Origin of the sequence: Priestia sp. JV24 (assembly GCF_025910025.1) — a bacterium.
In the GTDB taxonomy this organism is placed as follows: Bacteria; Bacillota; Bacilli; order Bacillales; family Bacillaceae_H; genus Priestia; species Priestia megaterium.
In genome coordinates, this window is sequence record NZ_JAPCIN010000022.1 from 194,628 (window position 1) to 215,069 (window position 20,442).

At 39.9% G+C, this 20,442-nt stretch carries 22 protein-coding genes; 7 read left to right on the plus strand and 15 right to left on the minus strand.

Translation table 11 applies throughout. The features are described 5' to 3' along the window. The gene (locus tag OK414_RS20250) at positions 1–672 is read right to left on the minus strand and encodes a response regulator transcription factor (protein WP_034649601.1); all 672 of its coding nucleotides are present in this window, start codon (positions 670–672) and stop codon (positions 1–3) included. 325 nt (positions 673–997) lie between these two features. On the opposite strand from OK414_RS20250, the gene OK414_RS20255 reads away from it, so the two are divergent. Next, on the plus strand, positions 998–1,816 hold the full coding sequence (locus tag OK414_RS20255) for a squalene/phytoene synthase family protein (RefSeq protein WP_013058559.1): 819 nt from the start codon (positions 998–1,000) through the stop codon (positions 1,814–1,816). A gap of 35 nt (positions 1,817–1,851) precedes the next feature. On the opposite strand, the gene OK414_RS20260 is transcribed toward OK414_RS20255, so the two are convergent. Together OK414_RS20260 and OK414_RS20265 are read right to left on the minus strand one after the other, a co-directional pair. Continuing rightward, positions 1,852–3,801, minus strand: a complete 1,950-nt coding sequence (locus OK414_RS20260; protein WP_263044986.1) for an FUSC family protein — start codon at positions 3,799–3,801, stop codon at positions 1,852–1,854. Positions 3,802–3,957: 156 nt separating this feature from the next. Beyond that, complete coding sequence (locus OK414_RS20265) at positions 3,958–4,218, minus strand: metal-sensitive transcriptional regulator (RefSeq protein ID WP_013058561.1); 261 nt, start codon at positions 4,216–4,218, stop codon at positions 3,958–3,960. 289 nt (positions 4,219–4,507) lie between these two features. Between OK414_RS20265 and OK414_RS20270 the strand changes: the two genes are divergently transcribed. Both OK414_RS20270 and comJ read left to right on the plus strand, forming a co-directional pair. Beyond that, positions 4,508–4,882, plus strand: coding sequence for a NucA/NucB deoxyribonuclease domain-containing protein (locus tag OK414_RS20270; RefSeq protein ID WP_263045151.1), 375 nt, complete (start codon positions 4,508–4,510; stop codon positions 4,880–4,882). Between the two features lie 35 nt (positions 4,883–4,917). Next, positions 4,918–5,325: a competence protein ComJ gene (gene comJ, locus OK414_RS20275; protein WP_016765176.1), complete on the plus strand. Its 408-nt coding sequence runs from the start codon at positions 4,918–4,920 to the stop codon at positions 5,323–5,325. Positions 5,326–5,353: 28 nt separating this feature from the next. On the opposite strand, the gene helD is transcribed toward comJ, so the two are convergent. From helD to OK414_RS20290, 3 genes are all read right to left on the minus strand, one after another. After that, on the minus strand, positions 5,354–7,672 hold the full coding sequence (gene helD, locus OK414_RS20280) for an RNA polymerase recycling motor HelD (protein WP_263044987.1): 2,319 nt from the start codon (positions 7,670–7,672) through the stop codon (positions 5,354–5,356). Between the two features lie 244 nt (positions 7,673–7,916). Further along, positions 7,917–8,042 carry a hypothetical protein gene (locus tag OK414_RS20285; protein ID WP_016765178.1) on the minus strand — a complete coding sequence of 42 codons (126 nt, stop codon included), beginning with the start codon at positions 8,040–8,042 and terminating at the stop codon, positions 7,917–7,919. Between the two features lie 139 nt (positions 8,043–8,181). Continuing rightward, positions 8,182–8,697, minus strand: coding sequence for an enoyl-CoA hydratase/isomerase family protein (locus tag OK414_RS20290; RefSeq protein WP_034655000.1), 516 nt, complete (start codon positions 8,695–8,697; stop codon positions 8,182–8,184). Between the two features lie 241 nt (positions 8,698–8,938). On the opposite strand from OK414_RS20290, the gene OK414_RS20295 reads away from it, so the two are divergent. The 3 genes from OK414_RS20295 (at position 8,939) to OK414_RS20305 (ending at position 10,590) form a co-directional block, all read left to right on the plus strand. After that, entirely contained in the window at positions 8,939–9,307 is a 369-nt protein-coding gene (locus OK414_RS20295) for a winged helix-turn-helix transcriptional regulator (protein ID WP_263044988.1), read from the plus strand. 15 nt (positions 9,308–9,322) lie between these two features. Further along, a complete protein-coding gene (locus tag OK414_RS20300; protein ID WP_047930826.1) occupies positions 9,323–9,922 on the plus strand; it encodes a CGNR zinc finger domain-containing protein in 600 nt (199 codons plus the stop codon). 113 nt (positions 9,923–10,035) lie between these two features. Further along, positions 10,036–10,590: an HPP family protein gene (locus tag OK414_RS20305; protein ID WP_263044989.1), complete on the plus strand. Its 555-nt coding sequence runs from the start codon at positions 10,036–10,038 to the stop codon at positions 10,588–10,590. Positions 10,591–10,700: 110 nt separating this feature from the next. Here OK414_RS20305 and OK414_RS20310 read toward each other — a convergent pair whose 3' ends face one another. The 8 genes from OK414_RS20310 to OK414_RS20345 form a co-directional block, all read right to left on the minus strand. After that, positions 10,701–11,915 carry a cytochrome P450 gene (locus OK414_RS20310; RefSeq protein WP_034649587.1) on the minus strand — a complete coding sequence of 405 codons (1,215 nt, stop codon included), beginning with the start codon at positions 11,913–11,915 and terminating at the stop codon, positions 10,701–10,703. 169 nt (positions 11,916–12,084) lie between these two features. Then, positions 12,085–12,480 carry a DoxX family protein gene (locus tag OK414_RS20315; RefSeq protein WP_013058570.1) on the minus strand — a complete coding sequence of 132 codons (396 nt, stop codon included), beginning with the start codon at positions 12,478–12,480 and terminating at the stop codon, positions 12,085–12,087. A gap of 155 nt (positions 12,481–12,635) precedes the next feature. Next, complete coding sequence (locus tag OK414_RS20320; RefSeq protein ID WP_095378635.1) at positions 12,636–14,057, minus strand: glycosyltransferase family 2 protein; 1,422 nt, start codon at positions 14,055–14,057, stop codon at positions 12,636–12,638. Positions 14,058–14,101: 44 nt separating this feature from the next. Further along, positions 14,102–15,325 (minus strand): nucleotide sugar dehydrogenase, encoded by a 1,224-nt coding sequence (locus OK414_RS20325; RefSeq protein ID WP_263044990.1) that lies wholly within the window; start codon positions 15,323–15,325, stop codon positions 14,102–14,104. Next, positions 15,318–16,844 (minus strand): glycosyltransferase family 2 protein, encoded by a 1,527-nt coding sequence (locus tag OK414_RS20330; protein ID WP_034649579.1) that lies wholly within the window; start codon positions 16,842–16,844, stop codon positions 15,318–15,320. Before OK414_RS20330 ends, OK414_RS20325 begins: the two co-directional genes overlap by 8 nt. 2 nt (positions 16,845–16,846) lie before the next feature. Beyond that, positions 16,847–17,047 (minus strand): hypothetical protein, encoded by a 201-nt coding sequence (locus tag OK414_RS20335; RefSeq protein ID WP_013084559.1) that lies wholly within the window; start codon positions 17,045–17,047, stop codon positions 16,847–16,849. A gap of 18 nt (positions 17,048–17,065) precedes the next feature. Continuing rightward, complete coding sequence (locus OK414_RS20340; protein ID WP_034649577.1) at positions 17,066–17,413, minus strand: DUF2642 domain-containing protein; 348 nt, start codon at positions 17,411–17,413, stop codon at positions 17,066–17,068. Between the two features lie 259 nt (positions 17,414–17,672). Beyond that, entirely contained in the window at positions 17,673–18,347 is a 675-nt protein-coding gene (locus tag OK414_RS20345) for an NlpC/P60 family protein (protein ID WP_034649575.1), read from the minus strand. Positions 18,348–18,532: 185 nt separating this feature from the next. On the opposite strand from OK414_RS20345, the gene OK414_RS29930 reads away from it, so the two are divergent. Then, positions 18,533–19,822 carry a globin-coupled sensor protein gene (locus tag OK414_RS29930; protein ID WP_319638208.1) on the plus strand — a complete coding sequence of 430 codons (1,290 nt, stop codon included), beginning with the start codon at positions 18,533–18,535 and terminating at the stop codon, positions 19,820–19,822. Positions 19,823–19,862: 40 nt separating this feature from the next. Here OK414_RS29930 and OK414_RS20360 read toward each other — a convergent pair whose 3' ends face one another. After that, complete coding sequence (locus tag OK414_RS20360) at positions 19,863–20,396, minus strand: HTH-type transcriptional regulator Hpr (RefSeq protein ID WP_013084563.1); 534 nt, start codon at positions 20,394–20,396, stop codon at positions 19,863–19,865. Between the last annotated feature and the right edge of the window lie 46 nt (positions 20,397–20,442).

Genomic DNA, 20,442 nt, shown 5'->3' on the forward strand with positions numbered 1-20,442 from the left:
TTAATTCACCAAATATCCTTGGCCTTTTTTGGTCACAATTTTATCATTCAGCCCGATTTCTTCCAGCTTGGTGCGAATGCGTGTGATATTGACAGAAAGCGTATTGTCACTTACAAATTTCTCATCTTCCCATAACCTTCGCATAAGCTCTTCTCGCGATACAATCTTGCCTCGTTCTTCCAAAAGAAGCCGTAAAATAAAAAATTCATTTTTCGTTAAATGAATTTCTTGATCTTTGTAATGCAAACTTCCTTTTTTTAAGTCTAGTACCGCGCCGTTCCACTCGATAACGTCTGAAATCGTGTCTCCATATGAATACGTTCTGCGCAGAAGCGCCTGCACTTTAGCAACAAGAACATCCAAGTTAAACGGCTTTTGAATATAGTCATCCGCGCCAACATTCATTGCCATAACAATATCCATTGGGTGTTCACGAGAGGAAAGAAAGACGATAGGAGCTTTTGAAACTGTACGTATTTGCTGACACCAGTAAAACCCGTCATATACAGGCAAATTCACATCTAAAATAACAAGCTCTGGGCTTTCTGCAATAAATACTTCCATTACCTTTTGAAAGTCTTCTACTCCAGCCACTTCAAATGACCACTGTTCAAATTTCTCTTTCACTAATTCATATATTTTATCATCGTCTTCTACAATTAAAATTTTCATGCATTCACCTCTGTATTGTCCTATATATTATGTATAACCCACTGTTGAATACTTTCTTAAAAGCTCATCTAATTCATTAGCATGACAGCAATTTTCTTAAAAATAAACCATTTATTTCTGTAAAACGAAGAATGAACGAGTATTATCGTAGTGTAAACTTGTATATGTTACAAGTTTCCCTGTACAAATACTACAAAATAATGACAATATCGTTAATAAGTAATCTTTAAACTCCATTAAATGCTCATTTTTTGTTACTATAGTATATAAGATGAAAACTTAAACTAATTTGACATGTGGATATGTAAAAAGGAGCTAGTTATCAATGAGTGTACCCAACAAATTACGCGACAACGCAATGGTGATGTTAAAAGAGACAAGCCGAACATTTTTTATTCCAATTAGCCACTTGCCGGCAGAATTGCAGGATGCAGTAGGATCTGCTTACTTATGTATGAGGGCAATTGATGAAATTGAAGATCACCCTGAGCTAGAAGCCGGTGTAAAAAGCCGCTTGCTTTACGCCATTAGTGACCTGTTAAAAAAGTCTTTTAACGAAGACGAGTACATGGCATTAGTAGGTCCTTATCAAGCTGATTTACCTGACGTAACGCTTCAGCTCGGCAACTGGATTGCGCTTTGTCCGACTGGAGTTGCAGATCAAGTATTAGATGCAACTTCTATTATGGCCAAAGGAATGGCCGATTGGGTAGAAAAAGACTGGCATATTCAAAATGAAGCGGATTTAGATGACTATACGTTCTACGTAGCTGGTCTAGTAGGTGTGATGCTTAATGACATTTGGAAATGGTATGACGGTACGGAAACAGACAAGGAATTAGCTATTGCGTTTGGACGCGGCTTGCAGTCTGTTAATATCCTGCGTAATACCTCGGAAGATTCAGAGCGCGGAGTCAGCTTCTTTCCTAACAATTGGAGCAGAGAAGATATGTTTGCCTACGCTCGCCGCAATCTTTCACTAGGAAAGAAATATTTAGAAGATGTCAAATCGCTTCCGATCCTTCATTTCTGTAAAATTCCGTTAGCGCTTGCTGACGGAACATTAAACGCCTTGATGAAAGGAAAAGAAAAAATGACGCGTGACGATGTAAATAAAACGGTAAATGAAGTTGTGGATATGTAAAAACAAAAGCACGGAGCCCCTGGGTTCCGTGCTTTTTATATTTCCACCTGCAGACTTTCATATAAAGCGACGATTTCCCCTTGAATAATAGGGTAGTGTTTCAGGGTCGGAACACTTGAAAGCTTTGGCGCTCGTTTTTGCTCAGCTGCTGCAGCTAGCTGAGCAAATGTTTCCTGAAGCTCTCGTTTCTCCGTTTCTGACAGCTCATATCCTTCAAACGAAGCAAGAAGCATATAACCTAACTGCTGTGTAGCGACAACTGCAGGCCACAACCCTTCTAGTTTGACGGCCGTTTTAGAATATTCTCCAATCACATTGTCGTACAGCGCCCGAAGATTAACGAGTTCTCCTTGAAGCTTATTTCTTTCTCGTTTAATTCTTTCTTCATCTTGTTCGGTGCTTAGCATTTCTAAAAACTGTCCTTCTTTTCGTATCACATCTCCAAGTAAATATGGCAAACGAAGCGAAGAAGCTCGTTTGAAAATTAATACCGTGCCGACCACTCCAATAACAGAACCAATGACAATATCAATCACTCGAGCAGACGTAAAGTAGCTAATCGCTTTATCCGGATGACCGCTTTCAGCAATTAAAAGAGCATTCGGTGTGATAAAGAGCGTGCCGAGCGCGTAGTTTTTGACAATTACAATTTCAATCGTTGACTGAAGCACGAAGACAATGAGCGCAATGACGATTCCCGTTGGTTCAAGCATCAAAATTCCGGTTCCAATTAAAATACCTAAAATAGTTCCGACAGAGCGCTGAATACCTCGCTGAACCGTTGCACGAACGGTTGCTCCAAGCATTACTCCCGCGCACGTAAGCGGAATCCAGTAAGACCTTGGAATATTTGTCGTGTAGGCAACGGCTGCGGCGATGATCATAATAATTCCGTAGCGCAAAGCATTTTTAAGCACATACGAACGTTTGTGAAAAGCAGCTTTTAACCGTGTTTTTACGCTGCCTTGTGAAAATTGAATATACTCTGTTTCTTTTAATTCTTTCATTTGAAGAACGTCATTTACATCCAATAGCAATGTACGCAGCTCTTCTTTGATGGACAGCTCTTCAATTTCTTCTCGAACGTCTCGAATTTTTTTATGCTTTTTTAACGTGGCCATTTCGGATGCGAACGTTTCAATCACCGCCTGTGCTTTTTTAGAAACAGCTGGATTAAAATCGTTCGCAGCGGCCATCACAAAGATAAATAGCCCTTCGGCTTTTTGATTTAATAAAAACAGACGATGCGCAAACGATGATTTTTTTCGATTAATTTTCGCTTGTTTCATCGCTGTTTCCGCTGCTCGAAGCTCGACAACCGTTTTATGCTGCTCGGCGTGAAACGATTCCGTACCAAGAGACCCGACAAATGAAGCTAGCTGCCTATACGCTTTCGCCACAGCGGCAGTTTCAGGTCCGCGCGGGTTAATAAGCCAGCCGCTCATGCTAATACACCAAGATAGTGTCCCTCCTAAAAAAACGAGTCCTGCGTGCAAAAAAATAGCCTGCAAATTCGGCGCTGGAATGCCCGTGCTCACAGCAAATGAAAGGACAAAAAACATGGCAGAAGGTCCTGGAATTTTTAACGCTCCGAAAACATAAACCGATACAGCTCCAATAACACCAAATAAAATAGTTTTCATCCAAGCTACGTCAGCAAATAACGAGCCGAGTGTAAAGCACAGTGTAACGCCAAGCAAAGCTAAAAATAACTTAACGCCACGCTGCGCATAAGGCTCATCTTTTGTATACAAATATGTAAAGCCGCCAATGCTTGCAATGAGTCCGTACTGCAAATGATCAAACAAAATCCCTATCAAAATCGGCAGGCTTGAAGACAAGCCTGAGCTGATTCCTCTTACCCACGGAGAAGAAGCGTGGTTAAAGCGAAAAGCGGCTTTGATTCCCGGCGCTTTTGGAGAAGCCTCAATTTTATGATGAATTTCCGTATGATTATATGCTGGTGAATTTTTGTCATCACTCACCTTGACCTCCTCCTTTCTCTCCATATATCTTTCCTGTTCTTAAAACGAGATAAACCTAAAAAACCGCTGTTCCTATCCGTATTGTGTTTAGGAACAGCGGTTTTTATCCTTATGAGCAGCGTACAATAAAAGCAAAAAGCAGATGAAACGAATGTCTCATCTGCTTTTTACTAACAGCTCTACTGCTTCTTTTACTAAGTTTTCGGTATTCTCGCCTTTTTCAATACTTTCTCTTACACATTGTTCAAGATTGGTGCTGACAATAACACCCATCGTGCGATCAATTGCGCTTCTGGCTGCTGAGAGCTGTGTCACAATGTCACGGCAGTCTTTTCCTTGTTCCATCATATTTAAGACACCTTTTAACTGACCTTCAATACGTTTTAAACGATTTTTAACTTGCTTATCATATTCCATCATACTACTACCTCCGCTCATGCATAATTGCGCTTCTTGCTTTTAAGCTGTACGCAAGAAGTAAATGTATACACAACTTTATACCTATCAGGGTATGATGTCAAGTAAAGGAAGTTTAACATAAATGTTAATACTTGTTTACACCGTATTTATTGTCTTGTAATCTAAACTTAGCAATCTGAGAGTATAGTTAAGCTGTAAAAACGACTTACACTGGAGGTTTGAGATGGCTACATACGGGAAAAAATTAATAGCAAGTCTATTCATCATGGCATGTATTTTAGGGTTTATGGGACATGGAGCTTTTTTAGCTCCTGAAAAAACGGAAGCTGAAGTAAATTATGATGCGACACTTTATTTTCCGTTAGACCGATATCCTGAAACGGGTGATCATATTCGTGACGCGATTGCCGCTGGGCACTCTTCCGTTTGCACAATTGATCGCGACGGTGCTGAAGCGAACCGAGAAGAATCCCTGAAAGGATATCCGACAAAAACAGGTTATGACCGTGATGAATGGCCAATGGCTATGTGTGAAGAAGGCGAAGCAGGAGCTGAAATTCGCTATATTTCGCCTTCTGATAACCGTGGAGCCGGCTCATGGGTTGGAAATCAGTTAGAACAGTATCCAGATGGTACACGCGTACAATTTATCGTTCAATAATAGCAGAACAAGCTTTACTTTGAAGAGGTGAAATCATGAAAACAAAATGGAAAGAACAAGAGCTAACCATGTCTTATCATCAGTTTACGCTGTTTCAAAAAGGACAGCCAAAGCCCCATCACGACTGGAGCGATGAAGATATTCAAAAAGGATATGTCGCAGACGATAAAGCTATTTCATTTGAAGCCGTATCAAACACAAGAGCCATTATTGAAGTATGGGTAAACGAAACTCCAGACGCATCAAAAGCTGAAAAGACCACTCGCCTTCCTTTTCACGTCGAAAGCGATGGGATCGAAATCAAAAGCGTCCTATCTGAAACCTTAAGCTATGACATTCCAAACGGGTATTATTACGTCACATGCCTGACTATTCCTCTTCAAGAAAAAACAAACTCAGGCCTTTATTTAGTGAAGTATTTGCTGCATTTTGAAGGTCAATAAAAGAAGGCAGCCAGTAGGCTTCCTTCTTTTATTGACCTTGATAGTCATAAGTTTCTTTATCTGATATAAACGGGCTGATTTCACCAAGTGAGAACAAGTGCAGCTCATGCATCGCTCTTGTGCATGCTGTATAAAATAAATTTCGCTCATATTCATCCTGGTAACATTCACTCGATGCATTGTAAATGATGACGGCATCAAATTCAATTCCTTTTGCTAAGTAAGCTGGCAGAACAAGCATGCCTTTTTCAAATGAACTTGTTTCTTTTGTCAGCAGCCTTGCAGACATCGCTTCAGGCAGTGCTTGGAATGCCTGAAGACTTTCCTCAGCTGTTTTGGCAATAACGGCAATCGTTTTATAGTTTTGCTGCTTCAATTCATTAATTTTGTGTATGATTGCCTCATGAAGGTCTTGGACGTTATGTGCAGCCGTAACGGTTGGCTTTGCACCGTCTCGATTAAACGGCTCGATTAAATGACCATTTGTCACCATATCTCTTGAAAACTCGACAATTTGACGTGTTGATCGGTAGCTTCTCGTAAGAGTCAGCGTTTCTGCTTCTTTCTCTTCGTACAGTTCGCTTGAAAGAATGGTCGGTGCGTTCAAGGCGTGCGCATAGATCGCTTGATTCAAGTCTCCAAGCAGCGTCATTCTGGCATGCGGAAACAGCTCTTTTAAAAACGCCAGCTGAAACGGTGAATAGTCTTGTGCTTCATCAATAAACAAATAGCGAATGACAGGATTGGCTTTGCGTCCTTCAAGTTGATCTTTTATATATAAGTAAGGCGTTACGTCTTCATAAGACAGCTTCATGTTCATGACACTTTGCACCGTGTTTTTAGCAGTGTCTTCCCATCCCTCTACATGTAGAAAAAGGTGACTCCTTTCAAACAGCTGCATATAGATACGTCGAATGTCGATAAATTTAAGCTGCTTGATCGCCTGCTTAATAAATTTCATTTTCTTAGCTACAACGGCTTTGGCTAAATACGCTTGTTCCCGGTCGAAATCATCAAATGAGCTTTCCGTATAGCCTTCCTTTTTCTGCAGATGCTGATAGGCCTCTACATAATCTTCTTTTTCTAAGAGCTGAATTTCTTCTTGAACCCAATCTTTTTTGCGCTCAAGTTTTTCAAGCTGATTAATGAGCTTAAGCGCCCACTCAGCTACGAGCTGCATCCTGTTGGGTATGGAAATTACCGTATCAAGCGAATAGAAATAAGACAGCAAACGCCGAGCGGATAAAACAATTTCGCCGCGGAACTTAATGTTTTTAAAAATGATGTCTTTAGTAGACAGTTCTTCGATATACGCATCTACCTGCTTTTTAAATTCACGGCTTGCCTTGTAGCGAATTTCCTGCATTTTTTGCTTTTTTGCTGCGGCATCTTTTTCCGTTAGCAAATATTCGATTTGAACGAATAAGTCCTCCACTTCAAACTCGTTTCCTAACCGGCCATCGGCATATTGCTGAAACGTTGTTTGTTTCATATTGTCTTCTCCAAGCTCCGGAAGAACGGTTGAGACGTAGCTGTTAAAAAGCGGATTTGGTGAAAACAGCATCATGTTTTCTGCAGTCAGCTGCTTTCGGTGACGATAGAGAAGATAAGCCACGCGCTGAAGAGCCGCAGACGTTTTACCGCTCCCTGCTACTCCTTGAACGATCAGCACTTTATTTTTTTCATTTCGAATAATTTGGTTTTGTTCTTTTTGAATGGTCGCTACAATACTTTTCATTTGACTGCTTGCATTATGTCCGAGCACTTCTTGAAGCAGCTCGTCTCGAATAGTAATTCCTGTATCAAACATGCTTTTAATTACGCTATTTTCGATAATAAACTGACGCTTTAGCTTCATCTCGCCTTTAATCGCTTCACCTGGCGTTTCGTACTGCGCTTTTCCCGGTGAATAATCATAATAAAGACTCGAAATAGGCGCACGCCAATCATAAATTAAAAACTCTTCATCTTTTTGATCCATTAAAGAGCCCACGCCCACATAAATAGCTTCTGCTTCTTTTTCACCATTTTCTATAAAATCAAAACGTCCAAAATAAGGGGATTGCGTTAGTTTTTTTAATGTTTTTAATTGATCATACGCTTGTCTATGGGTAATTTCACGTTCAGCTAAAAGTTCTGCCTGCTGCTTAATGCTCGTAAATGTCTCAATCACGTCATCTGGCTCATCCATATTAACCGTAACATCGTCCCAAAACGTGCTTCGCAAATCGACAATTTCGCCTTTTACGTTTCCTACGCTTTTACCTATTTTTTCAGCTTTTTGGCTGATTTCTTCTACTACCCAATCAACTCGCTGCTGTTCTTCTGTTAAATTTTTGTCTTTCACTTATCCACACCCCTTACACACGTTACCCGATAACAAAACTTGTTACCGGGTAAAAGCGATCGTTGTTTATTTTTTTCAGAGTCTACATACTTCCCTACTGAGTTCGTAAATCCCTGCTATGTAACCATATTATGTCTTAATTTCCACCGTTAGTATACTGAAAAATAATGAACTCCACAACAAAAAGGGCTGAGAAAGTCTCAAGCCCCTTATCTTTATAGGTCGTTCCTCTACTTATTAGCTATTACTGTTTCCAAAAAGTTAGCAGATGAATGATGGCTGACACCACTTCTACCCCTTGAAACGCCAGTAAACCTGCTGCTGCCGCTGTAAACAATCCGACTACCGCTTCTTTAAAAATGAATGGCATTGATACCAGCTCCTTTGCTTATTTAAAATAAGTAGATTTGTTATCATTCTACTCCTTTTTTCAGAATTTTCAATACCTTTTTATCAACAAAACAAAATAAAAACGCTTTCACTTTATAAAAATAAAGTGAAAGCGTTTTTTAAGCTTCCTTTTCTAATGCGTTCAGCGTAAGTGAATATTCTAATCCTTTTCCTTTTTGCACAATGTGCTGCACTTTGCCCATGTTGCACGCTTCTTGCGCACTAACGGTCATGCCGTTTGTTAACTTGAGCTGCACAGGTTCTTCCGCAATTCGTACGTCGCATGCTAAAGCTAACTCATATCCTCCGCCAAACGTAAAGTTTGTAAGAAGCGCAATCGTTTGTTTGGAGCTGCATGAAATACGCTGAAAAATCGCTCGAGCTGTTACTGCATGAATTGGCTGATAAAGCCTTCCTGTTTCTTCACGTAGGAAAGAGGCTGTTCTATGATCTCCGTTCATTTTATAGTACTGTCCCATAAATACAATAGATCCAACCGACCCATCGTGCTGCAGCTCATTCATCGTTTCTTGCAGCTCATACATGACTTCACTGTTCAAACGATTAAGCATTGACTGATTCATTCGTACAACCGCCACATGATTTCTTTTTTCTACTTTGATAAACCTTTTCATCGTTCCTCCGCCCTTTCCCCTGTTGTTCTTTATAAATAAAGCGCTTTCAAAAAATCCGCTTTTTAATAGAAAAGTTATTTTCATAGTTTCATCATACAACAAACTCATAATTATTTCCATTACTTTTTTAATTTTCCGTCAATAATTCTATAAATCATATCCATGTTTTTATCAAATAAGACGTGCTATAGTATAAGCAGCACAAATGCAGCTGAACTCACTGATAAAAGGAGTAATCACTATGAAATACGACTTAACAAAATGGGAGCCTCACGGCTATTCTTGCCCTGTGGAAGCAGCCGTTGATGTAGTCGGAGGCAAATGGAAAAGCGTCATTTTGTATCAATTATCGAAGGAACGCCGGCGCTTTAATGAGCTGCGCAGACTCATTCCCGGCGTGACGCAGCGAATGCTCACGCTGCAGCTTCGCGAACTCGAGCGCGACGGAATTATCCACCGCCAAGTCTATAAACAAGTCCCGCCTAAAGTAGAATACTATTTAACACCTTTTGGAGAAACGCTCATCCCTATTATCGAGCTGATGTTTAAATGGGGATATGATCATACCGATAAAATTGCTGAAGCAAGAATTCAAGCAGAAAAAGAGTAAGGAATGAGAAACGATATGAATAAAAGAAAAAAATTCCCTTTAATCTCCCCTTTTCTTTCGCTCAATTTAGTAAATACTGAAGCCGTCAGTCATGGCCGTCGTCACGAGTTACTAAGTGAAGACCAAGATTTATTAGACTGGCTTCATATAATGTGTGAAGAGATCCCTTCTCTTGATAAAACAATATTGACTATGTCTCAAAGTGAATTAACAGAAGTGTTACATCTTATATATGATTTTCGATTGTGTTTAAGAAACAACTTTGAATCAATAGCAGATGGAAATTCCATTGATAATAAGTGGATATTATCTTTAGAAAGAAATATTGAAAAAGCTCCTTATGTTTTTAAAATTCATGCACAGCAATTGGTACAAATCCCAACCGGGAGCATCGTAAATAAACTCTTTTCCTTACTATCATTAGATGCTTTGCAGTTAATCAGTGAAGGCCAACTAAACAAAATAAGAAGATGTAGCAACCCTGACTGTGTATTGTTATTTATTGATACAACTGGAAGACGTAAATGGTGCTCGATGAAAATCTGCGGGAACAGGCAAAAAGCGGCGCGTTTTCAAGATAAAAAGGATAGGGGTGAAAAAAAGCTTGAATTCTAATCATGAATTCAAGCTTTTTTCACCTCGCAAAAAATAACCATTAAAATCATTATTGACAGGTTAATTTATAAAGAGTTAAAATAATTGAAAAATAAAGGAGTTTTTATATAAAGATGAATAGTTCACCTAAAGCGTCGGCAAAAGAAGACATTTCATATACGCAATCATATTTTTCTAAAATGATAACGACCGCGAGAAGCCCTTTAAAAATTGACGTAAAAGATGCAGTTACAGGCTTAGTCGGTGGAACGGTTAGTATTTTACTTCTAGCTATACTGACTCAGCTTACATCAAGCCCTTGGCTTATGGCCCCTTTTGGAGCCAGCAGTGTATTAGCATTTGGACTTTGGAACGCTCCTCTATCGCAGCCCAGAAATATTATTGGAGGGCATTTAGTAGCGACTTTGGTGGGGTTAACCATCTATCATTTATTCGGTAATAACCCTTACACTTTAGGGATAGGAGTCGGCCTAGCCATTTTCTTTATGATGCTTACAAAAACAACTCACCCACCCGCAGGAGCAGACCCCATTGTTGTGATCTTGGGCGCTTCTTCTTGGAATTATATTATCAATCCCGTTTTAATAGGATCGATTGTAATTGTAATCGTTGCCCTTCTTATAAATAACGTACGAAGTAACAGGTCGTATCCTACCTACTGGATATAAGAAATTTGCTGATAAGAATTCAAAAATTTATAAGAATAGTCGCTAGAGTGAATCTACATAAAAAAAAGACTTCCCACAGGTCAGTGAAATTGACCTGTGGGAAGTCTTCTTTATACGTTTTTACGAATCAATAATTCTTTTAACCCGTACACAAACGTGCTTTCAATTGGCTTTAACTCAAATGACGGGCTCCAGTCCATCTGCGGATAGCGGTCAATCAGCTCGGCCAGCATAATTTTTGCTTCTATTCGAGCAAGGGGTGCTCCTAAGCAAAAATGAATGCCTCTTCCAAATGCCATGTGCACATTTGGCTTTCGATCGATTTTAAATACATCCGGATCTTCAAAATACTCCGCGTCTCGATGCGCAGATCCCATCCATGGAACGACGTGTTCGCCCGCTTTTAGTTTCTTGCCTGCAAGAGTCACATCTTCTTTTACGATTCGGTGAAGAGCCTGAACGGGTGAACGATAGCGAAGAACTTCTTCAATCGCAGAAGGCAAAAGTTCTTTCTCTCGTTTGAGTCGTTCAAAAGAAGCTTTATCTTCCATTAAACAATAAATCGTATTTGAAATTAAATTTGTGGTTGTTTCGTTTCCAGCAATCAGTAGCAAAATAGAAAAACCGACGATCTCTTCATCCGTTAGCTGTTTCCCTTCTTCTTTTGCCTGAAGAAGCAGGGAGATAATATCATCTCCTGGACGCGTGCGTTTTTCTTCAATGATTCGATAAAAGTAAGTTTCTAGCTCATCATTTGCTTTCATTTTCTCTTGCTGGAGTTTTTCGAGCGTTTCACGTTCGTTATTAGAAGGACCGGCTACGATAATATCCGACCAATCTTTAAACTGACGCTGATCTTCTATCGGCACGCCTAAAATATCGGCAATTACCATAACCGGAAGCGGATAGGACAGATGCTCGACTATATCAATATCTTCAAGATGCTCAACTTCTTGTAATAATTCATTTGTAATACGCGCAATTTTAGGCTCCCATGCTTTCATTGCTTTAGGCGTAAAAGCTTTATTAACAAGCGCTCTCATTTCAGCATGCTTAGGCGGATCAATATTAATTAGGCTCGTTCCTAGAGCAGTTTGTCTTTGGTTTTGTGGAGGTCTTCGATCAGAAGAAAAAATATTCTTTTGTTCTAGCACTTCTTTGACCCCGTCATAGTGAAAAACATCCCATACCTGCCTTTTTTCATCCCATTGCACAGGCTCGGTGTTTCTCATCTCTTCATACCATGAAAAAGGATTAAAGCGTTCTTCTTTTGTTTGAATCGTATTCACTTGACGGACAATTCCGTTTTCTCTTTCTGTTTTCATGTTAAAACCTCCCCGTATCGTTCAAATAGAATGACTATCTAGTCATCTATGACCAAATAGTACCATATATACGAATTTCCTTAAAAATGATAGCTGTATATTTTAATAAAAATGAATCGATAGAAGGATATATTTTACAAAAAAGGGTAGGCGCATAGCGCCTACCTTTTTAAGAATAATGTTCTTCTGGTTTTTGTAATCGGTTGTCTAACGCGTACGCGCCGCTTCCTGCTAGAATCATATGAAGCGAAACGACAAAAAGGGCAACCTCAAGCTCATAGCCGCCTGTAAAACCAGCACCGCTTTTCGCTGTAAAAATAGCACCGATCATCACAATCGCAAACAAGACACCGATTAAACGCGTTTGAAATCCAAGAATCATAGCGGCTCCCCCTACGAATTCAATAACCGCAACCGCATAAGCGAAAAACGCAGGAATGCCCATGCTGTGGAAAAAACCGACCGTATTATCAATACCGCTTTGGAATTTGCCAAGACCATGAATAAAAAACGTTAGCCCTAACATAAGACGAAGTAAAAACGTTCCAAGCTGATAGCTTTTCATTTCTTTTCCTCCTTTTTTACTTTTGTCTGCACATGTAACAATTTTAGTTACAACTGTGAACAAATTCAAGGGGTTAGAACAGAAAAACAAGATATCAGCAAATTTCTTTATCTCATTTTAAACGTTTCTTTTGAAAGTAAGGCAATACTCCCTGCTCAGTCAGGCTGAAGATAAGAGAGAAAAGCAAAAATATGGTCATGAATAATGAGTTCTGCTGTAGGAGAATGGTTCTTTAATGGCAGGTGCTCAGAATATCGAAACCGATTGAATTTATTTACGTCAACATGGTGAACGGCCTGCACATGAAAATCTTCTATTATCGCTTTTACTTGAGCAAAAGGCGGCATCACAAGAGATTCGGTTCCGATTTTTTGCAGGCACTCTCTGCTTATGGCATGAGGAACAGCTGTCATCGAGCTCATTAATAAATCTTTTCTTCCTACCGTTTCATTTAACACGTACTTCCACCCCTGTACAACATGCGTGAGCTTCGCTTCATCTTCACATACGTTTAAAGCTACATCAACGCCGCTCGCTACCGCTGAAGCAAACGGATACAACTCTTGAGCTGAAAGAACAAAATCCCCGTCTATAAAAAGAAGAATATCTCCCGTTGCTGCAAGGGCCCCCGCAGCTCTTCCGCAATCGTGCCCTAACCGCCCATCGTAGACGAGGGTTTTGACACCCTGTTCTTTGGCATACGCCTCCGACTGATCAGTGGAACCGTTAATCACGACAATGATTTCTAACGGCTCAAGTTTTCTTGCTTCTGCAATCACTTGTTTGATTGTTTGTTCTTCGTTGCAAACCGGAACAATAACAGACAGCTGTTTGCCTCCATAAAAAGAAGATAATTTCCCCCAGCCGTGCTCAACAACTGGAATGGGCTGCGCAAGCATATCCACTCGCCTTTTACGATTTGACGCCAGCGTATAGTATGTTTGAAGAAGCTGCTGGTAGGATTGAATTCGCTCTTTGCTGCGCAGCGGGCGATCAAATGGACGAAAGCTTCCTTTCCCCTGTGTTTCAATCGACATAGACATACTTACGCGGTACTGTGTTAAAAATGTCACAAATAACGAAAGAGGCGGCAGCTCCCAGTAGTTCTTCAACACGTTTAACAGCACCCCGTAAGGCGCTTTTAAATAAGCGTTGGCGTGGTGAGGCTTCCCAATCGCATGATGCATAACCGTACTCCACATCAGCTCGCTGCGGTTAAAGGCATTCATTTTCATTTTCCCCCACTTGTTTAGCACCACATCGCTATGTTCAAATAACAGCGGCTGAACAAAACGCTCGAGCTCGGAAGCTGAAAGAATAATGTCTCCGTCTACAAACAAGACGGCATCTCCTTTGGCAGTCTTTGCCCCTTCCATTCTCGCTTCATGTGGAGACATACGCTTTTCTATTACTTTTACCGTGCACCCTTCTTCTTTCGCTATTTTTACTGAAGCATCTGTACAGCCATTTGCGACCACAATAATCTCAAGCACGTTCACTTTTTTAATTTGCTTAAGCACGTTTTTTAGCGTTTCTTCTTCATTGTAAACGGGCAGAACGACAGAAAGAGTTTTCATTGATATCCCCCCTAAAAAAAGAACCACTGAACAATTCAGCGGCTTCATTCATTTAAAATACCTCTTGTATCCACAACTTTTTTTGCGTATTTTACAATCGACCAATCGATTTGACTGTGATCGGTTAACACAAGTACAACATCGCTTTTTTTAACTTCTTCTTTTGTCAGCAGGACAGAGAAATACACTTGCTTATTTAATATAACGGAGTCAATGTAAGGGTCATGATACGTCAGCTCATATCCTTTTGCTAAAAGACCTTCACATACCGTCAGCGCCGGCGATTCACGCATATCATTTACGTCTTTTTTATACGCCATGCCTACAACAAACACGCGTTTCTCATTTGCTGCGAGCTGCTTTTCAACACGTCTAATTACTTTATTTGGCATTTCTTCATTAATATGATGAGCAGCTTCAATAAGTTCGCTTGTTAACCCATTTTGCTTTAGTTTCCATAAAAAATAAAGCGGATCAACGGGTATGCAGTGTCCTCCAATTCCGGGACCTGGATAATACGGTGTGAACCCAAACGGCTTAGTAGATGCCGCCTGTAAGACCTCATGAAAATCAATCCCTAATTCCTCACACAGTTCATTTGTTTCATTCACCAACGAAATATTGACAAGGCGCTGAATGTTTTCAAACAGCTTGCACATTTCCGCTACTTTTGGAGAAGAAACAGGTACGACTTGCTGAAAAATACTTTCATAAAACGTCTGCACGTGATAAAGGCAGTCTTTGCTGTAGCCGCTAATCACTTTTGGAATATACTCAATGTCGTACGACTTGTTTGCTGGATCGACTCGCTCTGGAGAATAAGCTAAATAAAAATCAACTCCTGCTTGCAAATCAGACTCCTTTAAAATAGGTAAAACGACTTCTTCCAGCGTGCCTGGATAGGTAGAGCTTTCATAAATAACGGTTTGTCCTTTTACCATATATTCTTTCAAAAACGTAGATGCGCTAATAACGGGTCCTAAGTCCGGATTATGATTCTCTGTAATAGGAGTTGGCACGGTCACCACTACATAATCGCATGCTTGAAATGCGGAAATACCTTTTTTTAATTCATATGCTTGAAAGTTTTTCTCTCTTTGAATCACATCATTACGTACGTCTGGAATATAGCTTTTTCCTTGTTTTAGCGCTTCAATTTTTGGAACGTCAATATCAAGTCCAATCACGGTGTAGTTTTTCTTAGCAAACAAAAGAGCAAGCGGCAGTCCTACATACCCTAGACCAATAACGGCAACTTTTTTATTCATTCTTCAACACCTCAAACAAAAGATCATGTCTTCGTATGTCCGGAAGAAATTCGCCTCTTTCGCTAGTTTGGCTAATATAGTACGCCATGGCCTCTACATAATCTCCTAGAATTCGCTGAGTTGATGCTGCTAGACCTTTGACTTTCATATGCTCTTTTCGAATCCGGTTCGTTCGCGCCACATCTACAAAATGAACAGGATGAACCGTAAAGCCGTACATGATACTTTTTAATTGAAATAAAGGTGGAATGATAAGAGAATCATAGCCCACTTTCTCCATTACATCCCGTTTAATTACATGCGGAATCGCCGTTGTTGTATTAATCGTTAAATCAGGACGTTTACAGACAAGGTTCAGAAAATATTTCGCAGCACTTACCGAGTGAATAGGATGCACTTCGTCAAGCAGACATTCTAAATTATTAAGCGCTACATCAATGCCTTGGTCAGCTGCTTCTAAAAACCGCCGTAAATCTTCCGCGGAAATCACAATGTCTCCATCTATGAACAAGCAAATCTCACCGCTGCTGTACATCGCACCGATTGCTCGAGGTACGTTATGCCCAAGCCGCTGCTTGTAATGAAGAACAGTAGCACCCTCTTCAATTGCTCGCTTAACCGTCACTTCGTCTGCCCCGTTGGCAACCACAATGATTTCTTCCACTCCGGCTTTTTTTACTTCTTTAATAACGTTTGCAATCGTTTCTTTTTCTTCACCTACTGGAATAACAGCACTGTACTTAACGCCTGCTTTCCGCTTCACGCTTGGTGTATAAGAGGAAACAACGTCTCGATTTCGATCGCCGTCTGTTAGTCCGCCTCTTATGCCTTTTTCTTCGATAAGATGAGCTAACGCTTTAATGTGATCTCCAATAATATAATTAGTGGAAATAGGAAAAGGTGAATTGGTAGGAATTGTTTTGTGGGTGGTTCTAATCTTATTTGTATAAATAACGTCTGAAGAACACGGTGCAACGATTGACATTCCTTTTAAAAGAGCAATCGTTTGAGCGAGCGGGGGATGAGCTAAATTCTCATATCCAATTTCCGCAGCCGATGTTTTTTTTATGGCATGAGGAATGGCTGTTAATGCTTGAACGGATAAATCTTCACGCTGTAAGCATAAGTTCAGCATGTATTTCGCAATGGAAACAGAATGAGGACGCACCTTTCGTTTCATAATCCACGTAAGGTCGTTTAACGCTATATCATGACCGGTTTCTATAGCCTTCGTATATTTCATCAGCTCCTCATGAGGAACCGCTATATCTCCGTCCAAAAAAAGCAAAATGTCTCCTTTTGCTTTTTTAGCCCCAATGGCTCTTCCGATATTAATGCCAAGAGCTTCCTCATAATAAATGACGCGGCAGCCTGCATCCTCGGCTATTGCCTTAGTTGCGTCACTAGATCCATTTACTACGACAATAATCTCAAACGGCTTTATTTTTTGAGCTTCTTTAAGCACCGGTAATAATGAATCTTCTTCGTTACAGGCTGGAATAATCACTGATACTTTCAAACTCACTCAACTCCGCTGAAAATTCGAACATACGTGATGGCTACTAGTGGAATGGTTACGTCCGTTGGCTCACCATATGAGCTTGATGTACGTACAACAGCCGCTGCATCCGTAACAGCAAGCAGTGTTCCATTAATAACGTCAATAGCTGTGATGATTTGCACAAATGAGCCAACATTTTCTCGTAATGTATCTTGAAACATACTTTTCTCTCCTTTCGTTTAAGCGCCTTGAATAGTAACAATGCTTGTAAATGGAAGTAATACTGTTGATGTTGGAGACTCTACTAATTCTAAATAATCATCTCCTACAAATGTCACGACACCTTCTAGTGGACCAGCCGTTGTTTCAATCACAACTTCTTTTCCGATATACTGCTCGGCAATTTCTTTAAAAGGTGATTCTTGAGATTCTTTAATAATACTTATTACGTATTCTTTGAACGTGTCAGAATAAACGACTTCTTCTACTGCTTTCTTTGTGTTTTCCTGAATAAATTCAGCAAATCGATTTGAAAACAACAGGTGTTTTATCTTTTCTATATAGCGACGGTAACAACAAAAAAACATAAAGTTTGTTCCTCCTTTTTATACTGTTATCCCTTCAAATTACCTACAACAATTGACGTAACCTAAGAGATTACTTTATCAATATATACAAGCTTTATCAGAAAGGTGACAGAACTTTTATTATATTTCCATACAAATACGCACATGACTAGCCCGTTTTGCATATGATTACTTCCTACTTCCTCCTACCTACTGAAACCTAAACAAAAAAAAGACAAAGCTCCTAAGCTTTGTCTTGTCTTATCTATTAAATGAAGAATCAGTTGGCTGCAATACGCTTTGCTCCTATATAGCGCTCTTTCCAATAGCTTGAATTTTTATCGCTAATTGTCACGCCTTTAGAAGACGATGCGTTAATAAATTTTCCGTCTCCAAGATAAATGCCTGCATGAGAAGGGCCTTCTTTGTACGTTTCAAAGAACACAAGATCTCCTACCTGCGGTTCACTTACATTTTCACCTGATTTATAGATATCTTCAACCGTTCTGGGAATATCAACGCCTACGCTTTCTTTATATACATACTGAAGATATCCGCTGCAGTCAAATCCTGAAGGTGTAGTGCCGCCCCATTTGTACGGCGTGCCCATTAAGGATTTTGCTTTGCTGATTACTTTATCCGTATTCACTTCTGATTCGCCTTCTACAACGCCGCCTTTACCTAATGCATTGTATGTATTCTCTCCAACAACTCCATCTGCTTCTAGGTTATGTTTCTCTTGAAAAGCCATAACCGCTTTTTTTGTTTCATAATTAAAATAACGCGATACTTCGCCTTTTAAAAATCCTTTGTCTTTTAACACCGTTTTAACTTGTTCAACATCATCATTTGTCATCCCTTGTTTTAAAACCGTGTCGCCAAACGCAGCATGTCCCATTGCCGGACTTGCAAATAAAGCTCCTCCTACAAGAAGCGCCGATAGCATTTTTTTCATTTCGTTTCCTCCCCGAATCATGTTTTAAGCACCGTACAACCATACCATCTGCGGATAACAATTCAATTAATAGAAGATAACAATTTGATAACAATCTTCTTAAACACCCTCAACTCTTGGATGTAAAACGCCGAAATATAAGAAGAAGAGAAAAACAACTATTCTAGCAAATAAAGGTGATAAACATGAATTGGTTTAAACGAAACAAAGCGCACGCCGAAGCAGCCGCTGTCGAATCCATCACTGTAAAGCTTCATGTATCGGACCCGATGATAAAAAAGCAGATTAACATGATTTCCTTAACAGCAGAGGATCTCGAACGGATTGCCGGATTTCAAGTTCACGCGCTAAATGCCATCGAAGAGATCGTGAACGATTTTTACAAAGCTATTGGCGAACAGGCCCATTTGGTTGCGATTATCGAAAAGCACAGCAGCGTCCATGCATTAAAACAAACGTTAAAACGGCATATTTTAGAAATGTTTGATGGACAAATAGACGATGCTTTTGTGGTAAAACGTCAAAAAATTTCCAAGATGCACGTTAAAATTGGACTTGAGCCAAACTGGTATTTGTGCGCATTTCAAAATTTATTTACATCACTTCTTTCAGTATGTGAACGTAGGATGGAATCAAAAGAAGAATGTCTGGCTTTTATTGCAAGTATGACAAAGCTTATTAGTCTAGAACAGCAAATTGTGTTAAAAGCCTATGAGCTTGAATATGACGAGCAGCGGGCTGGACTTCAGACTCAAAAAGAGAAAATTCAGCTAGAAATCTCTCGTACATCATCTATCCTTTCTTCGCTATCTGAAGAAACGAAGACATTTATGAATCAAATGCACAACCAGTCCTCTGACGTCGTTTCTTATGCAAACAAAAGCTCTGAACTAGCAGAAGTCATTGAGAAGGAATCCGTTACGAGTCAAGCAAAATTAAAAGAAGAACAAAACATGCTGGGAAGCATACAAAAAAATACGTCGCTCATTCAAAACAAAATGAAAACGCTCGAACATACATCACAGCAAATTCATCAAATCGTTTCGATTGTTACTTCTATTGCGGAGCAAACGAATTTATTAGCATTAAACGCTTCGATTGAGTCTGCTCGAGCGGGCGAGCATGGAAAAGGATTTGCAGTGGTGGCACAGGAAGTACGGAAGCTTGCAGAAGAAACGAAGAAATCTATTGCTAATATTTCCACTTTTATCGGAGACATTCAAAAACAAATCGAAAGCGTCTCGGCGCTAGGCGGAGAAGTCGCTACATTAACAAAAGATACGGCTGACAATATGAACAACATTACTTCTTTTTTCACGAACGTTCTTAGCATAACAACGGAGAACAAACAGCAAACCGTGCTAACCAAAAAAGAGCTTGAAAAAATAGCCGATGTATTGAAGCAGCTGTCTCTGCGTATTGAGAAGATGGCCCATTCCTCAGAAGAACTTGAACGGTTAACTGAAAAAAGTTGATATGCAAAAAAGCCTTCTCAGCTTGCACAAGAAGGCTTTTTTATTTTTTTAAGCTAGCAGCGGGCTCTTGAGAAGAACGCTCGATAAACTGGACAAAATCCTCTCCGTATATGCTTCGAATCAGAGCCGTCAGCTCAACAAAGTCAGGCAGCTCTCCGTAAACATCTCGCAGCGGCATCGCTCCTTGAAACAAAGGATTTTCAAGAGGATTATAATCCTCGAGCGTTTTTAAAAACATCTTTTTTCCTTCTTCTGTGAGCTGTACGTATGTATTCCGCTTATCTTTCTCATTTTTAGAAAGGGTAAGATAGCCCCGCAAGTGCAATTTTTTTGCAAAGTTAAAAGCTGTGGATAAATGCATGACGCCTAGCTTTGAAATGTCAGTCATCGATGCAATTTCCAGCTGATAAGCAATCCCCAAAATGTGATGCTCATTAATGCTCAGATCGTACGGCTTAACCCACTGTTCCCAATCCTTCTCAGTAGACTTCCAAAGAGCTTTGCTTACTTGCATCACAAGCTGGTTAAACAGCATGGCATCTTTAATCGTATCTTGATTTAACGTGCGTTTCACCTCTTCACTTCCTCTCTAGAAATGCAACCGTTCACATCATTTTCCC